The organism is Flavipsychrobacter stenotrophus (assembly GCF_002954265.1).
GTDB classification, from domain to species: domain Bacteria; phylum Bacteroidota; class Bacteroidia; order Chitinophagales; family Chitinophagaceae; genus Flavipsychrobacter; species Flavipsychrobacter stenotrophus.
In genome coordinates this window covers 438,577-462,883 of record NZ_PPSL01000001.1, presented here as the reverse complement: position 1 = coordinate 462,883, position 24,307 = coordinate 438,577, and the positions used below count along the sequence as shown (strand labels likewise).

Below are 24,307 nucleotides of genomic sequence, written 5' to 3'. Positions count from 1 at the left end.
CTGTTGTTAATAATACAAGTAAAGTTACAAATAGACCCTGAAATGACAATACAATTTCGCCATAAAAGAACATAGAATATTATTACACATTCCTTCTCCCCAATTGTTATAGTTATATAATATGCAACCTGTCTTTCTTCGCCAGCAGATCTCCAACAGTCTCCATATACATTTCATCGGGGACTCAACAATCTACAGGGCAAACGGCGGCGCACTGAGGTTCATCATGAAAGCCCTGACATTCGGTGCACTTATCGGGAACGATATAATATACGCTTTCGGCCCGGGCAGAATGAAAGCCGACTGCATTGGTTACCACACCATCCATAAGCGTGTATGTACCTATCACGCCAGTACCCTCTGCCATAGACCACTCTGCCCCACCCTCGTATATGGCCTGGTTAGGACATTCGGGACGGCACAGGTCACAATTGATGCACAGATCTGTAATGGTGATGGCCATGATATAAAGATACAAATGCGCCGTGAACTATGTTCACAGCGCATTTGAGTATTAAAAATTAAATTTAAGCATTCTTGATAGCTGCGATTCCCGGAAGTTCCTTTCCTTCAAAGTACTCCAGCATAGCACCACCACCTGTAGATACATAGCTTACCTTATCAGCGAAGCCAAACTTATTTACCGCAGCAACGCTGTCGCCACCACCTACTAATGAGAAGGCACCCTTAGCAGTAGCAGCGACAACTGCCTCAGCAATAGCCTTGGTTCCGTGCTGGAATTTCTCCATTTCAAATACACCCATAGGGCCATTCCAGAGAATGGTCTTAGCATTACCAATCACTTTTTTGAAATGCTCGCAAGCCATAACGCTGATGTCGAGGCCCATCCAACCGGCAGGGATTTCATTACTTAATGCAGATGATGTATTGGCATCGGCAGCGAACCTGTCGGCTATGATGCTGTCAGCAGGAAGGTGTATGCAAACGCCCTTAGCTTCTGCTTTCTTCAATAAATCTAAAGCCATATCCATACGGTCGTCTTCGCAAAGTGAATTGCCGATGTGGCCACCTTCTGCCTTGAAGAATGTGTAAGCCATACCACCACCAATAATGATATCTGTAGCTCTCTCCAGGAGATTCTCGATGATCATGATCTTATCAGACACCTTAGCACCACCTACGATAGCTACGAATGGCTTTTCATTAGCATGCATTACTTTTTCAGCGGCTGCTACCTCGCCTTCCATCAACAGGCCGAACATCTTCTTGTCACCAGGGAAGAACTGCGCTATGATAGCTGTAGAAGCATGTGCACGGTGAGCGGTACCGAAGGCATCGTTCACATAAACATCGCCATACTTAGATAATTTTTCTGCAAAATCTTTGTCGCCCTTTTCTTCCTGTTTGTAGTAGCGGAGGTTTTCTAAAAGCAATACCTGGCCGGGCTTCAGGTTCTTAGCCATATCTGCAGCTTCGTCGCTGATGCAATCATCGGCAAACTTAACGTCTATACCTAACAACTTAGAGAGATGCTCCGCAACTGGTCTCAGGGTAAAATCGGCCTTGGTTAGTTCAGGCTTCTTTTCCATATCCTTTATAGGGCGGCCCCAATGACTCATCAATACTACAGCACCACCATCTGCCAATACCTTCTTGATAGTAGGTAGTGCAGATGTCATACGGGTATCATCTCCGATAACACCCTTCTTAATAGGTACATTAAAATCTACGCGTATCAGCGCTTTCTGGTTTGCGAAATTGTGTGTGGAAAAGTTTGACATTGATATATGTTTGTTAGTTTTTGTTTCGTATTTATGGTTGGAAAAAATCATTAAACCCTTTCTCTCTTAATCCTTTTACAAGCTTTCTATCTCCTGTCCATAATAAACCGTCAAACTCCAGAGCTAGGGCAACAAAAGGAGCATCATTTGCATCAATATCTTTACAAAGATCATAAGCACGTTGACGAGATGGCAATGTAATGATATTTACGGGGACAAATTGAATATTAGAGAGCAGACTATCTAAAGTAACAAGTAGCTCAGACTCCGATATTTTCGTGTATTTCAATATCTTCTCCTTATGTTTAAATATTTCTACAAAGAGAAAATAAGGGGAAACGAATTTGTATTTGCTATCTGAAATCGCAGACAAAAAAACTGATTCGGCATTTAGCAAGGCAGAGAATATAATGTTGGAGTCGACTACTATCATTTCACAACATCTTTAAGGAAGTCATCTTTATTTTCTTCCCACCAAATTTGCTTAAGTTCTTCGCCCAAATTAAGAATTGACCTATCGAAGTCGGCCTTTTCGACCAGTGCATCCAATCTGGCTATCTTAACCATTTCCATTATTACGTCGTTAGTAATCTTTTTCTTGTCTAGAGTAAAAATTACCTCGTCTTTATTGTCTTTCACAGTCAGACCCACCATAACATTTTCCTTTTTGTAAAGATAAAAAAAACCAGCATAATGAATTGCAAATTAGGATAATAATAAAACCCGCACAATAATGCGGGTTTTATGAATGTTATAGTTGATTATACCAAAATTACTTGATCAAACCTGCGAAGTACTTAACAGTACGAACAAGCTGGCTAACATAGCTCATTTCGTTATCGTACCAGCTAACGGTCTTAACTAGTTGGTTGTCACCAACAGTCATTACCTTAGTCTGTGTAGCATCGAACAATGAACCGAAAGATGTACCGATGATATCGCTGCTTACGATCTCGTCTTCGTTGTAACCGAAGCTTTCGTTAGCGGCAGCCTTCATAGCAGCATTGATTTCTTCTGTTGTTGTTTTCTTCTTCAGGATAACAGTCAGTTCAGTTAATGAACCTGTAACTGTAGGAACGCGCTGTGCAGAACCATCCAGTTTACCCTTCAACTCCGGCAATACAAGACCGATAGCCTTTGCGGCACCTGTAGAATTTGGAACGATGTTCTCAGCAGCAGCACGTGCACGGCGAAGATCACCCTTTGGATGCGGTGCATCCAAAGTGTTTTGGTCGTTAGTGTAAGCATGAACTGTCAACATAAGGCCAGTTTCGATGCCATAAGAATCGTTCAACACCTTAGCCATAGGAGCCAGGCAGTTAGTTGTGCAAGAAGCGCAGCTGATTACTGTTTCGCTACCGTCAAGGATATCGTGATTTACATTGAATACTACAGTCTTCATTTCGCCGGTAGCAGGTGCAGATATCACTACACGCTTAGCACCTGCAGTGATGTGCGCTTCAGCTTTTTCACGGTCTGTGAAGAAACCTGTGCACTCCAAAACTACATCTACCTGATGAGCGCCCCAAGGAATCTGTGCAGGATCCTTCTGTGCGTATATAGTGATATTTTTGCCGTTTACAGTGATTGAGTTATCAGAAAAAGTAACTTCCTGATTAAAACGACCCTGTGCAGTATCATATTTCAACAGGTGCGCCAATACGTTTGGCTTAGTCAAGTCATTGATTGCTACTACTTCGATGCCTTCCATGTTGTAGATCTGGCGGAAAGCGAGACGGCCGATGCGACCAAAGCCGTTGATGGCAACTTTTACTGTACTCATTTTTTATAATATTTGTTGAAGAACGTTTTTAAAAGTGGTGCAAAGGTACATAGTGTATATATTAAATCCAAAGAACTTGGATTTGAGCCACGTCTTAAAGCAAATTTTGGCTATTCTTTAATTACCTACATGAGGAAAAAAGGTTTGGTCCGTAGTTGTCAGTCTTCCGGGTAACAACCGTTTACAAAAAGTATTTTAATTATTTGACAGGATCAGGTACAAACATTTCTTCGAGCAGTTCATATAGATCAGGGTGTTTTTGTTTGAGTTGATCTGGTTTTTCGAAGAAATATTCTGCGACCACCGCAAAAAACTCGGAATCACCAGTTGCACCATACAAATCAATATCAGATTTGCCAGAGACGCGCATCCTGTTAATTGTTTCATGCATTCTTTTCACCCAGGGTATTATTTGAGGCTGTACCAATAAGTACTCAGATATGCCATCAGTGGCACCATCGGCTTTATCGAGCAGGTGAACGAACTCATGTATGACCGTATTCTGGCCATCACGGGCATTTTGGAATGAAGAGCGCACAGACGGTAGCGAGAGGATCATTTCGCGGTGCATAGGACCATCGCCAACCATGCCTAAAACATTGCGGGAGGCACCATCGGTATCGAAATCTCTGCTAAAAGTGCCTTTGTAGAGTAGAACTTCAGATATATTGTTGTATTTCCAGTCCGGAAAATTGAAAATGGGTATTATGGCTCCTGCTGCAACTAATACGCGATCAAGTTCTTCCACATTTACCTCTACCCCTCTTACCGCGACTGTATCTAAAAAGTGCCTGACACGTGCTTCAAATAATTGTTTATCATTATCGTTAAGTTTGTTATAGAACACTACATTATCTGTTAGCAGTTGCCCAACGTTACCGGGTATGATATGGTTGTTACTATTCTTACTGCCGGCAAAGTAGAAAAAGCCTGCAGTACTCATTATAAAAACAATTGCAATTACCATTAAGACGTCCATACCTCTCTAATTAAGAATTAAACACCTGAATAAAAATTATGCCTATAGATATCGGTATTATAAAATGGATGAAGGCTGTTGAGAATTCGCAATAAACCGAAGTCAGTCCCTCAACCGTGTCTATCTTTCTTACGCTTAATAACCGGCGGTTTTATACAAATAAACGCATACTGATCGTCTAACCCATATAACTTACATCTGTCGGTAGAAAGTAACGAAAGTTCAAACGAACCATTTTTCTGAGATCGGTAATAGTTCTTAAATATCTTACCTGCACGCATCAGGTCGATATTCATGTATACGCTGTCATCGCGGTTATCATCGAGCCCGCCGATCTTTCCGGTTATAATGAAAAGATGAGTGAGTGGATCAAATTCAACTTTCTCTATAACGATGTTGGCTACGCTGGTAGCAGTTGGGGACGTAATATCAGGGTAAATAACAGAAACAATATCCGGATGTAATTGCTTGTTTTGCCCGATCGCCTGCAGTTGAAATTGCAAGCAGAAGGTAGCAACAAGGATAGTTTTAATAATTGCATATCGCGTTACATTCCAAATATCCAACCCCTTGTTCCCTTTCATTGCTTGCAATATAATTACATTTATCAAATCAATGAGCCAGACAACTACATTATCCCTAAATTTGACAATTCATGTCAGCCCGTGCTTTACGCAGTATATTGATAGCCCTTGCTTTGTTACTAGTAACACTGCCTACCTTCTTTTGCAGCTCACCAAAAACAGAGTCTACGGAGGAAGAACACCCAACATCGCCATGGCGTAATGTGTACGATACTTCCGCTAACTATGTGGGCATGCAAACCTGTAAGGGATGTCATGAGGAAGTGTACAATACCTTTGTCCAAACAGGTATGGGCCAATCTTTCGGGATGGCTACCAAAGAAAAATCTGCTGCTGATTTCTCCCCTGCTCATGCACTTGTCTACGATACTGCCCTTGATTTTTACTACAAGCCTTACTGGAACAAGGACTCTTTCTTTATTATGGAGTTCAGGCTGGAAGGGAAAGACACAGTGCACAAACGTATACAGCGTGTGGATTATGTAGTAGGATCGGGGCAGCATACCAACTCACACATCTTTGACGTGAACGGCTATTTATACCAGGCACCCATAACTTTCTACACGCAGAAACACAGATGGGATCTGGCACCCGGATTTGAGAAAGGCGGCAGCAGCAGGTTTAACAGACTAATACAAATAGAGTGTATGAGCTGCCATAACGGCTATCCGGACTTCGTACCTAACAGTGAGAATAAGTTCAATGTAGTGAAGACCGGTATAGACTGTGAGCGCTGCCACGGGCCGGGAAGCATACATGTTTTCGAAAGACAAAATAACAAGCCGGTAGACACTTCTAAGGGACCAGACTATTCTATTGTCAATCCACGGAGGTTAAGCACCGAGCTACAAAATAATGTATGTCAGCGCTGCCACCTACAGGGCATATCTGTACTGAACGATGGCAAGACCTTTTTCGACTTCCATCCGGGCATGAAACTCTCGGAAGTAATGAATGTATTTATGCCCGAATACGAAGGTGCGCAGGATAAAATGATCATGGCATCGCACGTAGAGCGCATGAAGAAGAGTCGCTGCTTTGTAGAGTCGGGCAAGATGAGTTGCATCAACTGTCATAATCCGCATGTAAGTGTGAAGTTTACTCCACGCAAGCAGTATATTACTGCCTGCCAGAGTTGCCACGGCAGCAAAACGGGTCAGAAGCTATGCAGCGAAACAGAAAAGATAAGATCAACCAAAAATAATGACTGTGTTACCTGCCACATGCCACACAACAGTAGCATAGACATTCCGCACGTGGCAGTTACAGACCACTATATTCGCCGCCGGCCCTCATCAGATACACTGAAAAAACAGATAACGGCATTCCTGGGCATGAAGTGTTTTAACAATGACCATCCTGACGCAATAACTACCGCACGCGGATTTATGGAGTTTTATGAACGCTACGCACATTCTAAACCGCTCCTTGATTCTGCATTGGTATACCTTAGCCGCCAGCAAGATGTAGAAGCCAAACAAAAGCAAAACAGGGACTACATACGTGCCTACTTTCTTTTGGGCGATTTTGATAAAGTAATAGCCTACACCACTCCGCTGCTGCCTGCTGATGTAAAAGATGCATGGTCGGCATATAGAAGTGGCGAGGCCTACTTCCTGTCTGGCCACCCGGACAAGGCACTACCATGGTACAAGCGCGCTACAGATATATGGCAGTTTTCGCTCGACTTCCAGAACAAACTGGGTATTTGCCTGCTGGCCAACAAGAATATGCCGGAGGCATTGAAAGTGTTTACATTTATAGTTGGCCAGAACCCCAACCATGTAAGTGCCAATACTAACCTGGGCTATATCTATATGCAACAGAACAATAACAGCATGGCCTACAGCTACTTGCTGAAGGCGCAACAGGCCGATCCTGACTATGAGCAGAACCTCATAAACATGGCAGTGTGGTACCACACCAACCACCGCGATGAAGAAGCAGATAAGAGCCTGAGACACTTGCTGAAGAAACACCCTGCAAATGAACAGGCAAAATCTATGCTGATAGACCTAGCAGGACACCTATAATTGCTCCAAATATCTGAACATTAATGTTTTATATATCCAATTGTGTCCAATTGTAATTAACATATAGCCGATTAAATCTTTGATTTAATGTGAAAAGAGGATAAATAATCAATTGTAGTTCATTACTTTCGTCATAACTTAGCTTACTTCACACTCTATAATACTATTTATCGCTGCTCTAAAGATGAACAATAATAATATGGCAAATGAGTTTGGCGGTGCAGATGATATGATCTGGTCTTATTTTGAAAATTCACCGGATGTTGTTTTCATTTTGGACAAGGATAAACGGATCATCTTTTTTAATAAAAATGCATCAAAATACATATTAAGCGATTCGGGAAAATCGGTAGAAAGTGGTGATAGTATCTATAGTTTTATAAGCCCCACCCTTGTTGCATCGTTTGATCTTCATTTCCACAAAACGCTAAACGGTGAACCCATAGAAAGAAACATAAACGTTTTTAACCCTGTTAATGACAAATGGTGGTCTGTATCTTATCAGCCAATTTATAAGAACGAAGATATTACAGCAGTATCTATTACCATTAGTGATATTACCACAACAAAAAAGACAGAGCGACAGCATGAAGAGATCAGCAATGTATCTCGCGTAGGTGGGTGGGAAGCCGATTACATTAACAACACTAATTACTGGAGCCCGGTTACTAAACAAATAATAGATCTACCAGAAGACTACCCTGTAGGCATGTATTCCGCACTTGATTTTTACAAAGAGGGCGCAGACCGGGAAACAGTAAAACAAGCTATACGAGAAGCGCTGGCAACGGGCAAAGGATTTGACCTGGAGCTACAGGCTAAGACAGCCACGGGAAAAATCATATGGACACGCACAAAGGGAAAGACCGAATCACACAACGGTAAAGTAGTGAGGCTGTACGGAACATTTCAGGATACAACCGAGAAGAGAAGTATATACGAGGATCTCCTTATCAGCCAGCAATATTACAAGTCGCTATTCGAACAAAACCCCAATGCTGTTTTTGCGCTTGACCTGAATGAAAAGTTCATAAGTGTGAATGAAAATGCGGCATTGCTGGCAGAGTCTACGGTACCCGAAATGCTGGGGAGCAGCTTTGCGCCGTATTGCCCCGAGGAAGAGGTAGCGAGGGTAATGGAGAACTTTAATAAAACACAAAAAGGGATATCGATAAGCTATGATTGCGGTTTTATTACGGCTAAAGGCAACAGGAAAGAAATAAACATAACTAACCTACCTATCATTATCAACGGTGTGGTAGTTGCGATCTATGCAATTGCGAAAGATATTTCGGAGAGTATTTCTGCAAAGAATCAGCTTGAAAAATCAGAGGCTAATCTGCGCACTGTGTTTGACAATACCGACATTGGGTATGTGTTACTTACCGATTCCTTCAAGATCGTATCGTTCAATAATCACGCGCAGGCATACATTCTCAGCAAGCATCAGCCACCACTTAAGGAAAATGAATACATGACAGGCACTGTAGACGATGCCCGTAGTATTGACATAGCTGAAGTGCAGGACAATGTGAGGAAGGGCAAGAAAGTGATCTATGAAAGAAATATAAAATCGAGCGGTAATGATGACCAGTGGTACAATATCACCTTCCACCCGGTATCGGGTATGCAGAATGAGGTGTTGGGTATAATAATGGAGATAGAGAACATTACAGCCCGCAAGAAAAGCGAGCTAGAACTGAACAAGTCGTTTAACCTGCTCAATGAACAAAATAAACGACTGCTCAATTTCTCTTACATCATCTCTCACAACCTACGCTCGCACACCAGTAATATCAAATCGATACTCACCTTTCTTGAAGATGCAGAGAATGAAGACGAGAAAGTAGAAATGATGGAGCACCTTAAAAACGTGTCCAATTCGCTTGACGAGACCATTCACAATCTTAATGATGTAGTGTCTATAAATAACAGCGTAAATCTTATTTACCGGCCACTTTTCCTTATAGAGTTTATCAGTAAGGCTACCGACGTACTGAAGGAACAGATCATTCAGAAAAAAGTGATCATTGACAACAAATTGCTCATTGATACATCGGTGAACTTTAATCCGGCATTTCTGGAGAGTATTATGCTCAACTTCTTGTCGAATGCAATAAAATACAGCCATCCCGACCGACGACCGGTAATAACTCTTGACTCTTACCTAGATAATGGCCAATTTGTTCTTATTATTGCAGATAATGGAATTGGTATAGACCTGGAGAAGAATGGCGACAAACTATTTGGATTCTATAAAACCTTTAATGGGAACAGTGATGCACGTGGGCTTGGATTATTTATATGCAAGAACCAGGTGGAATATATGGGTGGGAAAATAGAAGTAGAAAGTGAACTGGGTAGGGGAACTACCTTTAAAATATTCTTTAAATGAGCACCAAATTAAAGAACATCTGGGTAATAGACGACGACAAACTATATACATTTTTGTTGACCAAAACCCTGACCAAACTACAAGCCTGCGATAAGATATCGGTCTATGAAAACGGCAAACTGGGTATTGATGCATTAAAGATACAGATAGCGCAAAATGGCGAGTTGCCTGAACTGATATTCTTAGATATTAACATGTCTGTAATGGACGGATGGGAATTTATAGAAGAGTATAAACAACTGGCAGACGGGAATAACCTGGGCAGTATTATCTATGTTGCCATGTCATCAATATCGACCGATGACATGGCCAAAGCGAGGTCTCATAAAGAGATACATGACTATATAGTGAAGCCGATAAGCGCTAATACCATTACTGCTATACTAGAGAAAACAGCAAGAACCAATTAAATTGACAACAGGTGAAGTGATGATATTTGTGCCTGATTTGATAACTTTCAGAAGGTTGTCAAATCGGGCACTTTAACTTTAGTAAGTTAGCTTTACAATCTCATTCACGATCTTGTCCATCTCTTCCAGTTTTTCCTTCATACCCCGTATCAGGTCGTGATGCTTCACTGAATCCGCCTTATCTTCTTCCTCCATCAGCAGATTGGCAATACCCATAATAGTAGTTAAAGGCCCTCTCAATGAATGCGACTGCATCCAAGCAATGTTTCTGAATTGCTCATTATTCTTCTTCAAAGAATTGGTCAAAGTAAAATACTCCGTTATGTCTTTTCTGGAGCAGGTAATACCTACAACCTCACCAAAATCATTCTTGACAGGAACATAACGGGTGGCAAAGTCATAATTGACACCTTTAGCATTCAAGCCTTTATCCAGACTATTGAAAGGAGCACCAGACAAAGCGACCTTATAGCCTTTTAAGATGTTTTTGTAAAACTCTGCATCAAGGTCTCTTAATAGATCCTTTTCTCCTACTTCGGGGTACTTACCGGAAACAACAAAAATGAATTCCTTATAGACTTTATTATAGGCCAGGATGTTGAGATCTGGATCTAACGACCACAAGCAGTCTTCGGTGTTTTCCAGTAGGGCAAGATAGTTGGCTCGGTCTGTGTCTATCTTTTTCTTCAGGCCCTCCTGAATCATTGAACTCTTAGATATGATCTGTTCATTTTCAATTTTCAGCCTCTGAGAATTGAGCTTATGCAACCTCATGTAGTAATATATAATAAGTATACAGCAAATGCTGACCACAAATGCCAGTACAAGGATAGCTATACGCTGATTCCTTATTTTATTATCTGTCTGAAGCCTTAAAATCTGTTTTTCATGGCTGGCATTGTCTACACCACTTTCCAGACTGTGCACTTTACGTTTTTGCATTCTTTCCCACTTAACGTCTTGTGCCATATGGTATTGTTGCAGATAGGTGAATGCGTTTTCATAATTTTTTATAGCACTGTAATACTTAGAAAAGACCGCAGTACTACGAAATGCAAGTTCCAGACAATCATCGGGTAAACTGGCCATACTGTCCAATTTATCGGGTGCACCTATTTCGTTAAGTAAAGCCAATGCTGCCGGATATTTCTTTTCGTCGATATACAAGTCAGCGAGTTTGAACTGATTAAAGAGCCTATCCTGAAAATTTCTGCCAGACTGTATATTACCCGCAATACTTTTTGCAAAATATACCTCTGCCGAATCCCACTTACCGAGTTGCTTATACAAATCGGCCATGTTGCCATAAACTACTGATAGGGCCTCCTCCCATCTCCTTGCTTTACCGGGATATAAAGGTTCCTTGTTTGTAATAAATGCAGCTGCCTGAGTATAATAGTACATGGCACTATCGTTGTTACCAGCTTTATTATATGCAAGCCCACTGTTGGCCAGCACCTCCTGTTTGTAATAATCAAGATATTGGGTATCTGGAATATGTGCTGATGATAGCTGTTCAAATGCATGGGCAAACAGCCTGGCAGATGTCTGAAATTTTTCCTCTTTGTAGTATGTCATACCCAAACTAAAAAAATACCTGGATCTGACATATGGAGATCGTACAGTGTCGGCAATACGTCTGGCACTTTCGTAATTCTCGTATGCGGCCTTATACTGTTCCAGACGGTATTGGGCATCTGCTGAAAACTTATAAGCGAAAAATTGCTTGTCGCCTTCGTCGTTGAGTTTGTAATTTGAGCACACCCACATCATGCTATCCGCATAAAGCAAAGCCGGTTTGTAGCTATTTAGCTTGTTGTGAAAAATGTAAAATCTAAGTTTATACAACCTATACAGATCATCGGGCGAAAATTCTTTACCAACAACTGAGCTATCAATAAATAAGAGTGCAGCCTTATAGGGCAGGGAGTCTTCAACACCATTTACTACTTCAATTATGTGGTCGGTATATTTCGGATTCTCGAAATTACGAGGCTGGGAAGAGCAGCTGAAAAGACACGAAAACACCAGGAGCATAATTATGGCCCGGATCAAGTTCATGTTTTTCAAATTCATATTAAATATTATAGGTTGGCGGTTAAAAGTACACTTTATTTGTAGAAACTCCATGATAACCCTGATGTAATCATCATATAAATAACGCAATGTACATATAGCATTTGCAGCCAATTATTAAGGGAGTAAATAAACTTTCATATTGGGATTTGCGGTGAACTACAGCGCTATATTGCGAATAAAAAATCCCGGATGCAAACAGCATCCGGGATCATCATCACAAAAAGCAACACTATTATCTATTCAGTATAAAATGGAATTGTTTGGTATCGGCACCTGAACGGAAATTGAGCAGGTATGCGCCGTTAGCTACAATACCGTCTAGCTGTATCAGTTCATTTACTTCACCATTCCTTACTATCACATTCTGCCTGTAAACAACCTGACCTATCATGTTAGTGATCTCCATTGTTACTTCCTGATCGTTGCTACCAGCCAAAGTACCCTTAACGCTAAATGTACCGTTATTAGGATTAGGCATCAAGTTAACATTGACCGCAACCGTAGTTACATTGTCAACACCGTTAGTTACATGCACTACAACACCATTGGTAGCATTGCCACCACAAGGTGACGCATTTACTATTACATAAACAGTATCACCATCGGTGTAACCGCTATTAACATACGTACTGTTGGTAGCACCCGTTACAGCAACACCATTTACATACCATTGATAGATAGTAGATGAGCCGCCTGAAGTAACACCGGCAGTAAGTGTGAGTGTAGCACCAATACCAATTGTAGTACCCGGAGCAGCTGAAATGGTAACGGCTGGTGTAAGAACAGGATTCACATCTATTGTGAAGATGTTACTGATCGCTGTGTCGTTGGTTACACAAGCGAAGTTGCTGACCATAACTGCACCAACTATATCGCCATTTGCAGGTGTATACGTGTAGATACTACCTGAGCCAACAACGGCACCATTAACAACCCAAGCATATACCGGAGTTGTACCACCAAATAAACCAGAGGCTGTAAACGTAACAGGGGTACCTGCGCAAACTACTGTATCCGGTGTTGCTGCGATGCTTAATAAAGGTGTCTGGTTAATGGCTGTGTAGATAGTATCAGCGGTAGATGCGGTTGCGGCAATTACGCATGCTGCACTACTTGTAAGTGTTACTGAAACAATATCGCCACTTGTTGGAACATAAGAATATGTAGGACCAGTAGAAGTGGTGATAGCACCATTCACACTCCATGAGTAAGCCGGAACAGCACCGCCATTTACCGGAGTTGCAGTAAATGTAGTCAATGTGCCATCGCATACTGTATCACCAACACCTGTAGATACACTAACAGAGACTGTGCTTAAAGTTGAAATAGACACTGTAGCAGAGCCTGTCATTGTAGCACTACAAGATGAAGCATTGATCGCTACAACTGTATATGCACCTGCGGTTGTTTGTAAACCAAAGCTAATAGCACCGCCTGTACCTGCAACCGGTGCTCCCACCGGTGTACCCAGATACAACTGGTAGTTGACTCCAAGGTCGGAATTACCCAGACCAACTGCGACTCCTGTACCACCTATGCAATAGCTGCCACCACCGGTAACTGCATACAGCGTAGGCAGGGCATCGATAGAGATAGTAACTGACCCGGTCATATTGGTTGTGCAACTACCTGCTACGCTGGTAGCAACAACTGTATAAATACCTGCAGTAGTCTGCACACCAAAACTAATTGCAGTACCAGTAACACCAGATACCGGTGTACCGATTGCTGTAGCACCCAGGAACAACTGATAGCTAACGCCCGTCTCTGAATTACTCAAACCAACTGCAACACCGGTACCACCTGTGCAATAACTACCACCACCTGTTACTGTATATGCGATAGGTAATGGATTAACAGTTACGGTAGCAGAACCGGTCATGGTAATAGAACATGTAGTAGTTGTATTGGTAGCTACAACCGTATAAGTACCCGCAGTAGTCTGCAAACCAAAATTGAGTGAAGACCCAGTACCGGCAACCGGAGTACCTATGGCCGTAGCGCCGTTGAATAATTGATAATTAACACCCACGGCTGAATTGGCAAGGCCAACTGCAACACCGGCACCACCAGCACAAAGCGAACCACCGCCCGTAACAGCAAATGCTAAAGGAGGAGCGACAATGGTGATTGTAGCTGAACCTGTCATAGTTGCTGTGCAACCTGTTGTTGCGTCAATAGCAGTAGCAGTGTAGATTCCAGCAGCAGTTTGAGATCCGAAACTAATTGAGCTACCCGTTCCAGAAACTACCGACCCAACTGCTGTAGCACCCAGGTATAATTGATAGTTAACACCTGAAACGGAGTTGCTCAATGTAATAGTAACACCAGTGCCTCCTGAGCAATAGCTACCACCTGCAGATATTGTAAATGCAGCAGGTAATGGATTAATTGAGATCGTTACGGAACCTGTCATATTATTTGTGCAGGTTGTAACCGTATTTGTTGCTACAACAGTATAAGAACCAGCAGTTGTTTGCAAACCGAACGATATTGCACCGGTGCCTGTACCTGCTAAAGGAGTACCTACCGGTGAACCACCGAGATATAACTGGTAGGTAACACCCAACTGAGAATTACTCAACCCTACAGCCATACCTGTACCACCAGCACAATATCCACCACCACCGGTGACGGTGTATGCAGTAGGTAGCGCATTGACAGTAATAGTTGCCGAACCGAGCATATTATTAGTACATGTAGTAGTGCTATTTGTTGCAACTACGGTATAAGTACCTGCTGTAGTCTGCAAGCCAAATGATATTGAACTACCTGTTCCGGCAACAGCTGTTCCTACCGCAGTAGCGCCATTAAATAGCTGGTAAGTTAGGCCTGCATCGGAATTACTGAGACCAATAGCCATACCTGTACCTCCTGTGCAATAACCGCCACCGCCGGTAACCGTATATGCAATTGGCAGTGGACTAATAGTTATAGTAGCAGAACCGGTCATAATGTTAGTGCATGAAGACGCTACACTTGTTGCGACTACGGTATAAGTACCGGCTGCGCTCTGCGCACCAAAGCTAATGCTGCTACCGGTACCCGCTACAGGCGAACCTACTGCTACAGCACCATTAAACAGCTGATAGTTTACACCGGTTGCAGAGTTGCTCAAAGTAATAGTAACACCTGCACCACCTGAGCAATAGCTACCACCTGCAGAAATTGTGTATGCTGTAGGGATAGGTGTTATTGTAATAGTTGCCGAACCAGTCATAAGATTTGTACAAGTGGTAGATGTATTAGTTGCATTTACCGTATAAGTACCTGCGGCGGTTTGCAAGCCAAACGAAATAGCCGCACCAATACCTGAAACTGGCGAACCAACAGCAGAGGCACCGTTAAACAACTGATAATTGACACCAGATGTAGAATTAATTAAGCCAATGGTCATACCTGTACCACCTGCACAATAGCTACCACCGCCGGTTACGGCAAATGCAGTAGGCAACGGATCTACTGTGATAACAGGGAAGCCATTCATATTACTTGTGCATGAAGTAGTAGCATTTGTAGCTGATACAGCATAAGTACCTGCTGCAGTCTGCAAGCCAAAACTGATACCAGATCCCGTGCCTGCAACAGGAGCACCTACAGGAGAACTACCATTGAACAATTGGTAGTTTACACCAGTCTGAGAATTGCTGAGATTGATGGCCACACCCGTACCACCAGCGCAATAGTTACCACCACCTGTAGTATTATAAACGGTAGGTAACGGATCTATTGAGACAGTAACCGAACCAGTCATATTATTGACACATGTAGTTACGGTGTTAGTAGCTACCACAGTGTAAGAACCAACGGCTGTTTGCGCGCCAAAAGAAATGGCCGAACCAGTGCCGGCAACAGGAGTACCAACAGCTGATGTGCCAAGATATAGCTGATACGTAACACCCGACTGAGAATTAAATAATCCTACAACCGAACCAGTACCGCCAGAGCAATACCCTCCACCACCGGTAACAGCAAAAGCAGTTGGCAATGGATTGATGGTAACGGTTGCTGAACCGGTCATGTTATTAGTACATGTTGTCGCTGTATTTGTAGCTACAACTGTATAAGTGGCAGCAGTAGTTTGTAAACCGAAACTGATAGCTGAACCTGTACCTGCCACCGGTGTTCCAACAGCAGTAGCACCATTAAATAACTGATAATTGACACCAGTCTGCGAACCCAACAAACCAATTGCCACTCCGGCACCACCAGCACAATAGCTGCCAGTACCGGTAACGGCAAACGTAAGCGGTAATGGATCAATAGCAATAGTAGCGGAACCAGTCATATTGTTGACACATGTAGTAGCACCATTAGTAGCAACTACAGTGTATGTACCAGCAGTAGTCTGCAGACCAAAGCCGATAGCTGCCCCAGTGCCAGCAACAGGAGAACCAACAGCTGTTGCGCCATTGTATAATTGATAGTTAACACCAGCGTCAGAATTACCCAGGCCAATAGCCATACCTGCGCCACCGAAGCAATAGCTACCACCACCAGTTACCGCATATGCAGTTGGCAGTGGATCGATGGTAACCGTAGTAGCACCAAGCATGTTATTCACACATGTAGTTGTAAGGTTTGTTCCAACAACTGTATAAGTACCGGCTGCGGTCTGCAATCCGAAACTGATAGCTGAACCTGTACCTGCTACCGGACTGCCAACTGTAACAGCACCGTTATACAACTGATAACTAACGCCGAGAGTAGAATTAAATAAACCAACTGCAACCCCTGTGCCACCTATACAATAATCACCACCACCGGTAATTGTGAAAGCTGTAGGAAGCGGATCAATTGAAACAACGGCAGACCCGGTCATATTGTTAGTACATGAAGTAGTAGCATTGGTAGCGACTACAGTATAAGTAGCAGCAGTAGTCTGCAAACCAAAGCTGATGGCAGAACCGGTGCCAGCAACCGGTGTACCGACGGCAGTAGCACCATTATATAACTGGTAGTTTACGCCAACTTCAGAATTAACTAAACCAACCGCAACACCGGTACCACCTGAGCAATAGCTGCCGGTGCCGGTAACTGCATATGCCAAAGGAAGCGGGTTAACAGTTACACTAACCGAACCCGTTGTTGAGCAACCGGTATTGGTTGCAGTTACGGTGTAGCCAGCTGTAATAGCAGGAGCTGCATAAACTGTAGCTGCGGCTGTACCTGTATAAGGACTAGTTAAAGCCGCATCATTGAACAGGCCTGTAGATGGAGACCATGTGATGTTGGTAGCAGGAATGCTGGTAGTACCGGCAACTGAGATATTGTCTACAGCCCAATAATAGCCATAAGCAGAATGGTATCTCCATCTTAGCTGCACAGCAGGCGCACCCAGATAAGAAGCAAGGTCAATGCTGGCAGGTGCAAAACCTGTCAACGTACCTGCAGCTGTACCCGTATAGTTCTGCAAAGTGCTCCATGTAGCACCACCATCTGTAGTTATTTCTACACCTATAAATACGTCACCGGTGCCATATACCCTGTAATAATGTTGAAAAGAAACTGTTGCAGCAACATAATTGGATAATGAGAATACCGGAGAAACCAACCTGCTAATATTTACAGTACCAGAACCATTGTTGTCGGCATTAGTTGACACAAATGAACTGTTATCCGGACTATGATATGTATCCCCTTCAGGACTTACAAAGCCATCAGGATGCAACTGCCAAGGTGCTTGTGCGTCAAAGTCTGTTGTGCCCGTATTATCAACCATCCAGCTACCCAAACCAGAGTTGAAGGTTTGAGTTGCTGCTACGCCTGGCCCAACAATGCTGGCCGCGGCTGTAATTGATGTAGAACTACCAGCGCAGATAGCAGGGAGCGCAGGTGTAAACGTAATTGCCCCCGGAGCATAATTTACCACTACCGTTGATGTATGTGTATTCACACAACCATTAAGGTCGGTACCAGAAACAACATACGCAGTTGTAATAGTTGGCGTAGCGGTTACAGCCGCGCCAGTTGTTGCAGACAATGCCGTAGATGGCGACCAGGTATAAGTAAGTGCACCGCTTGCCACCATAGAAACACCTGTACCCGCAAGGCACATTGAGCCACCATCAGGAGTTACAGCGATGGTAGGGAGTGGATTGATCTTAACACGCGTACTCGCTGAATCTATATTACCACTATAACTGCAACTGATGACCGCACGATAGTAAGTGGTACTTGTGATTGCCGGAGCAATTGTATATGTATTATTTGTAGCTCCGCTTATAGCAGTAAAGGTGGCGCTATCTGAAGAAGAATACCACTGAATAGATATACCAAGGCCAGTAGAAGCACCAGACAAGCTGATAGTAGTAGAACCTGTTACACAGAAGGAAGGAATAAGCGGCAATGCAGTACCTGCAGTAACTACGCCACACGTAGGAATAGATACCTCATGAGCACCAATGATTGGGGCAGTAACACTTCTAACTGTACCATCGATATCAACTGTGATACCGGCTATAGGCGTACCAGCCATTAACCCTGCATTGGCAGTTACCGGCTGTAGGTGCAGGTCTGTATTAGAAACGAAGACAGGCATCAGATTCAACGAATGTGTGTTGCCACCGAAGTTTGTCTGTATTCCTGCCAGGTTAGTTGCATCTATGCCACCAATATTACCCAACACATCAGGTGTAGTAGCCGCATAGTCGTTATAGTCAATTGCAGTAAATGCAGCTGATGTACCAAGAGAGTAAATACTGTAACCCTTATCTGTAGATGAAGATGTATTGTCGTAAGTATTTACCAGAATATTGTTCCTTACATTCAGCGCACTTGCACCAGCAGAAACAAAAAGAGCCGCCGAACCCGTACCGCCTGTAAGGCCGGAATGCGTTCCAAACAGATTCACCGAATTGTTATAGATATTAACGCCACCTGTGGTACCATCTATATTTATTCCCATTGGCCAGTAAAGGCTACCGGCATCAGAATAAGTGAAGATATCAGCTATGATGTTATTTGTGATGTCAATAGCAGATGTAGCGTTAGCTGTATTAAGGATCAGCGCTCTTCCACCCCAGCCACCGGTGCTGATGTTAGAAATAGCAGTGATCGTATTCCTGGAGATCGTGCCATTAATTACATTGTTACCAATAGAAATGCCAGCAACTGAGTTAACCCCACTTACAGAGGCACTGGCAATTATATTATTAACATTATTACCGGAGATTGTAAATCCATTTACATTACTGCTAAGGTTGATACCTACGGACTGAGTTGAAGAACTTGAAGTACCAATATTCCTTATAGTATTGTTGCTGATAGTTACGGAAATCAAACTACCCATATACAGGCCATTATAACCGAATGAATTAGCACCAGTTGTTGTTGGTCCGAATGTGTTGCCAGATATGGTCCAGTTGTCAAGGCCACCTGCCGATGCTGTAGCTGTACCGAATGCATATACACCGTAGCCACACTTAAGCATTGTATTTCCTTGTATAGTGACATTATCATTGTCTGCACCTGCAGTGCCAGATGGTGTTGCACCATTAATTCCGGAAAGTATTCCCCAATCGCCGGTGGTTGAGTTGCTGCCACCGGTGATATTCATATTCTTCAAGGCAATAAAACTGTTACCTGTTGTGGCACTTGCCAACCATATGTTTGTGCTTGTACCGGTATTACCATTCGTGATCGACAAGCTGCTGCCCGCAGTGTTCAAACCATCTATAGTTACATATTTTGCGTCAGTCAGCTTAAATACTGCAGTTGCAGCGGCAGAACTGGTAAGCGAAACCGCAACACCAACAGCAGGCTGAATGGTCAATGTATTTACAGAGCTGGCTCCCGCGTTGCCGTTTATTGTTATGGGGTATGTTTCACTAGGGTAAGCAACATCGGTAAGGTTGAAAACTATTGGGCCAGTGAGACAACCAAGGTTGTAAGCATTTACCGCTTCATTAATAGTTGTATAATTACCACCGACACCTACAGTAAACGTGCCTGCACCCGGAAGTATTGAATATACTGCCGGCGCAACAGGAGGTGTGGTGACACTTACCACACTTGTAGCAACAAGACCTGCTGACGGATTCGCCCCCACATTTGCGAAGACATCCTGCGCTATAATGTAATAGTATATGTGATCTGGTGCCGCTACTCCACCCAGTGTGGCCACTGGTATTGTAAAGCCCCATACGCCATTTGTCACAGTACCCGATGAAAGCGTACCTGCAACCGAGAAATAAGTACCTGCGACACCTTTCTTAAAATAAATTCTCGGTTCCAGGCCAGAACCTGCAACAGGAACACCACTAGGGTCAGTTATCGTAACTGACACGGTAACGTCGCCGGTGCCGCATGTATTGGGCAAACTGGTGTATACCATGTTTGGTGCTATGTTATCGACCAATGTGCCATCAAATTCATCAGCACCTATATCTGAAGCCGTACCGCCACCGTTTACGGAACCGATAGGACCAGGACGAGTGTCATTATCAAAGTCAGTTGACAAGCCAGTGATCGCCAAGCCATGTGATTCCAGGTTATTGGCAACGATACCCATATTGATATGCAGATCGCCGGTTGCAGTATTTGTAAATACCACAGATGTATTACCATAAGAATTACCATCACTTAGTGATGCTCCCTGCCATGTTGCAAAAGTTTGATCACCACTCCAGTAACCTATTGTGGCCGCAGTAGCGTTAAGAATGTTATAGTTCGATGCATTTGACGCCCAACCTAAAGTACTCGCTGTGACAACATTAATACCATTTGCTATAGCGTAGTGTTTTCCTGAACCACCGTTACGTGTATTCACAAAAATGTTATTCTTTACGTCTACAGTTGATGTAACCGCCGTTGCACTGTAATTACCTCTATGGAATGCCGCTGATGCTAAAGCACCTGAAGTAACTGACCCTTCGACATTTACAGAATTGTAATAGATATTTAACGGTGCCGTAGTAGTTACACTATTCCAAATACCGGTAAAAGAAGTATTAGTAGTCTGTATATTACCCAGAGACACCATGTTATTTGCAACTGTGATACCAGTAGATACATTACCGATCACTATACCATCAGCTGTGGGTGGTGTAGTAGCTGTAGTTCCGGTCGATGCATTGCGGATATCATATATCCGGTTGCGTGTTACTGTTGCGTTGGTGGCATTGGAGATACCAATACCTGCTGCATTAGACGTAACAGCAGTATTATTGGTTGCCGAGATAGCATAGATAGTATTCTGAGTAATGGCAGGTGCAGTAGCTGAACCTGTGAATGCGATGCCGCAAACACCTTCCTGACCTGTAATTGTTGTACTTGCTGTGGCACCACTGATGTCATGGATAGAGTTACCAGAAATTACAGCCGGTGCGCTACCGCTGCATAATATTCCAGCGGTCAATGACCCGGTTGCTGTTCCGTTATTGTTAAGATTAGCAATGGTATTATTGGTTATAGCAAGTGCAGGACCAGTGCTGGCATTGATACCATATACAGTACCGGTGCCTGAACTAACAGTTGAACCGTTGATGCTGTTGGCAATAGTAGTACTACCAATAGTATTACCTGTAATGGTTACCGTACCGGATGTAGCTACTATACCTACAATACCACTACCTGTCGCTGTTGTACTTCCGGCAGAGGTAAGACCACCAATAAGATTGCCCTGGATCAGTACAGCTCCAGCTGATGACTGAGATATACCTGTTATGGACGGACTTGTAGATGTTGAATTCGATTTTACGATAGCGTCGGTAGCTGTAGTAGAACCAATAACGTTAGGTGTGATATTACCAACGTTTACATTACCATTAGAAACGTTGATACCGGTGAAAGTACCTGCTGCACCAATGACGCCGATACCCGTAATGGTATTACCCTGTATTGTTGATGCAGTAGTAGTACCCGCGCTCATAGCGATACCGACAAAAGAAGTACCAACTGTACCTGTCATCGTATAAATACCAGTACCTGCATTTGTTGCATAGCCAATGATATTGTTGGTGACCGTAAAGTTGTTACCTGCGGTATTTGCAATTTGGATAGCCCGGTGTGTGTTTGTAGTGGTATAGGTTCTTGTTGCTGTCTGGTAGAACCTGTTAGCAGTTATTGTCCAGTCGGTATTACCCGTGGTAAGGAAAATGCCATTGGTAGCACTACCGGCGCTAAAATAATTGGCAATATTATTATTAGAGACGGTGTTATGGTCGTTTTCCTTACCTGCCGTACCCGATGAATAGATACCATTGGCTGGTGCAGTAGTACCATCAAGGATGTCATTATTATCTATCAGGTTATTGTCATTACCGGCACTACCGGTGGTGGTACTGAATAATATAACACCATTAGTTGTACTGGTTTCTGTACTGGTAAGTGTGGTGTAGATTATCTTGTTATTGCTAGCATCGTTAATAAATCTTACGGCTGCACCGGTGCCCGTATTAGAGATTGTCAACGCCTTAGCAGTGCCTGTAGAACCAACACGACCATCGATCACCACATAGTTAGCACCATTAAGGTCAAATAAAGCAGTTCCTGTTCCTGACATAACCAAAGTACCCTGAGGCCTGATAGTTAAAGTATTAGATGCACTTGCACATGGTATAGCGTTAATAACGATCGGTAATGTATCACTTGATGTGAGGTATGTTGTTTGCAGCTCAATTGCAGAGGATGCCGAAATACCGTTGGTGATCATGAAATTTACAGCCATGTGAATATTGGCAAAGTCACCCGTGGGACCAACCGTTTTAATACCAGCAAAGGCACACGCAGTGGTGGTAGCCGTAGCTATCGGAGCAGCTGTACTTAGCGCACCTTCACTTACTGCATACACCTTAAATGAGTACAAAGTGCTCGGCAACAAACTTCCTACAGTTAGCGTAGTCGCATTGGCGGCAGCCTGGCCGGCAAAAGTGTAGGTTATACCATCGGGCGATGCATAAATGACAAAGCCCTGTTCGTTGGTCGAATTATCTACCCAGTTCAGCGTAGCGGTAGTTAACCCGGCAGTCGCCGTAACTCCTGAAGGTGCATTGGGTGCAGTTGAAGCAAATTTGAAATTCTTTCTCGATCCATCAGCAGCAGAGTTCAACTCTGTAATTGTAGAACTGGATGTATAAGTATTAGATGTCATTGGCGCAACTGTTGATGCAGTTAATGCGGCAGTGTTGACAGACATCACATTATTTGTAGTGGTATTATTAGAAAAACCAACATAATAGGCATTAGGAGTAGCCGGGTTGGTGGTCATAGCTCCATACACATATTCTATTATCCCGGTGTTTTCGTATAGCCTTATCTGCCAGGTACCGGTACCGGGGCCGGTCACACCCAGGTTATATCTGATCATGTCATTTAACCATTCCACCACGTACGTTCGGTTTGGCGCCGTGCCGAATACCTTGCTTCTCACCTGACCGTCGGTACCCATCATCAGGTCATTGGCAAATGCAGACAAGGTTGGTGTTGAACCATTGGGCAAAGTATAAAGAGTAGTACCCGGTGTGGTGGCAAAAGTCAGTGCGCCATTGGCGGTTACTGAAAAGCTGGTATACCGCACACCCATAAACCAAAAGTCAAAAGGAATTGTAGTTATTGGTGAAGCAGGGCCATCATCTATAGACGCTGCAACAAGTGCCGTTGCACCCGTGCTTAAGTCAATGACATTGGCATTGAGATCTAGCGCCAACGACCCGGTTGCCCCAGGGGTAAAAGTATAGTTAGCTGTACTGGCCTGTGCAAACACACGATCCAAACTCAAAACGGGCAACAGCAAAAACAAAAGTAGGAACTTTTTCATAAGATTACATTTTATTTTAACTCTTATTTTATTATAATTCAACGGAAATAGGTAGACGTAATTCAATCATAATCAACATAAACCGACAAAAAACTAACCAAAATTGACTAAAAAATATATTTAATATCAATTTGCTGTATTTCATGCGATTATTAAGATGTTTTTTTATCATGAATAATTTTCAACTATGATAGAACTTATTAACTAGCAATTTAACTAATTTTGACCATTTTAACTAAACATTACTATTATTTATTTTATAATAAGATGTAGTCTATTAATTGATAACAGATAGCATTAATCAGGTCTTAATGAAATATTATCAATTTTTAACCGTTTTCTGGCAGTTGTAGTGACAACAATACCTACTTACAAAGCCTTTCACTTGCTCCGAAATTTGATAAGAGTAGTTGGTTCCAAATTTGCTTATCACAGCCAACTTTTTCTGCATTATCATCTTTAACATATCATTTCGACGATCTTTCTCTTACTTACGAAATATGTTTACTTACTTTGCAATACAAAGTACTTTTAGTTTATTAAA

12 protein-coding genes are annotated in these 24,307 nt (G+C 42.9%); 3 read left to right on the top strand and 9 right to left on the bottom strand.

Features of this window, described 5'->3' with window-relative positions; all coding sequences use genetic code 11:
* Positions 1 to 184: 184 nt before the first annotated feature.
* The 7 genes from CJD36_RS23610 to CJD36_RS02075 all read right to left on the bottom strand — a co-directional run bounded on the left by CJD36_RS23610 (position 185) and on the right by CJD36_RS02075 (position 5,088).
* Entirely contained in the window at positions 185 to 463 is a 279-nt protein-coding gene (locus tag CJD36_RS23610; RefSeq protein WP_262497492.1) for a 4Fe-4S dicluster domain-containing protein, read from the bottom strand.
* Positions 464 to 527: 64 nt separating this feature from the next.
* Complete coding sequence (locus CJD36_RS02100; RefSeq protein WP_105038036.1) at positions 528 to 1,742, bottom strand: phosphoglycerate kinase; 1,215 nt, start codon at positions 1,740 to 1,742, stop codon at positions 528 to 530.
* Between the two features lie 31 nt (positions 1,743 to 1,773).
* Entirely contained in the window at positions 1,774 to 2,175 is a 402-nt protein-coding gene (locus tag CJD36_RS02095; RefSeq protein WP_105037445.1) for a PIN domain-containing protein, read from the bottom strand.
* The gene (locus tag CJD36_RS02090; protein ID WP_105037444.1) at positions 2,172 to 2,396 is read right to left on the bottom strand and encodes a hypothetical protein; all 225 of its coding nucleotides are present in this window, start codon (positions 2,394 to 2,396) and stop codon (positions 2,172 to 2,174) included. Before CJD36_RS02090 ends, CJD36_RS02095 begins: the two co-directional genes overlap by 4 nt.
* Before the next feature lie 118 nt (positions 2,397 to 2,514).
* A complete protein-coding gene (gene gap, locus CJD36_RS02085) occupies positions 2,515 to 3,525 on the bottom strand; it encodes a type I glyceraldehyde-3-phosphate dehydrogenase (protein ID WP_105037443.1) in 1,011 nt (336 codons plus the stop codon).
* Between the two features lie 199 nt (positions 3,526 to 3,724).
* Positions 3,725 to 4,504 carry a M90 family metallopeptidase gene (locus CJD36_RS02080; protein ID WP_105037442.1) on the bottom strand — a complete coding sequence of 260 codons (780 nt, stop codon included), beginning with the start codon at positions 4,502 to 4,504 and terminating at the stop codon, positions 3,725 to 3,727.
* Between the two features lie 110 nt (positions 4,505 to 4,614).
* Positions 4,615 to 5,088 (bottom strand): hypothetical protein, encoded by a 474-nt coding sequence (locus CJD36_RS02075; protein WP_105037441.1) that lies wholly within the window; start codon positions 5,086 to 5,088, stop codon positions 4,615 to 4,617.
* Positions 5,089 to 5,159: 71 nt separating this feature from the next.
* On the opposite strand from CJD36_RS02075, the gene CJD36_RS02070 reads away from it, so the two are divergent.
* The 3 genes from CJD36_RS02070 to CJD36_RS02060 all read left to right on the top strand — a co-directional run bounded on the left by CJD36_RS02070 (position 5,160) and on the right by CJD36_RS02060 (position 9,926).
* Entirely contained in the window at positions 5,160 to 7,121 is a 1,962-nt protein-coding gene (locus CJD36_RS02070; RefSeq protein ID WP_105037440.1) for a tetratricopeptide repeat protein, read from the top strand.
* 199 nt (positions 7,122 to 7,320) lie between these two features.
* Complete coding sequence (locus CJD36_RS02065; RefSeq protein ID WP_161499177.1) at positions 7,321 to 9,516, top strand: PAS domain-containing sensor histidine kinase; 2,196 nt, start codon at positions 7,321 to 7,323, stop codon at positions 9,514 to 9,516.
* On the top strand, positions 9,513 to 9,926 hold the full coding sequence (locus CJD36_RS02060) for a response regulator (protein WP_105037438.1): 414 nt from the start codon (positions 9,513 to 9,515) through the stop codon (positions 9,924 to 9,926). Before CJD36_RS02065 ends, CJD36_RS02060 begins: the two co-directional genes overlap by 4 nt.
* Positions 9,927 to 10,004: 78 nt before the next feature.
* On the opposite strand, the gene CJD36_RS02055 is transcribed toward CJD36_RS02060, so the two are convergent.
* Both CJD36_RS02055 and CJD36_RS02050 read right to left on the bottom strand, forming a co-directional pair.
* On the bottom strand, positions 10,005 to 11,987 hold the full coding sequence (locus tag CJD36_RS02055; protein ID WP_133162452.1) for a hypothetical protein: 1,983 nt from the start codon (positions 11,985 to 11,987) through the stop codon (positions 10,005 to 10,007).
* A 250-nt stretch (positions 11,988 to 12,237) separates the two neighbouring features.
* Positions 12,238 to 23,763 carry a fibronectin type III domain-containing protein gene (locus CJD36_RS02050; RefSeq protein ID WP_133162451.1) on the bottom strand — a complete coding sequence of 3,842 codons (11,526 nt, stop codon included), beginning with the start codon at positions 23,761 to 23,763 and terminating at the stop codon, positions 12,238 to 12,240.
* Positions 23,764 to 24,307 lie beyond the last annotated feature (544 nt).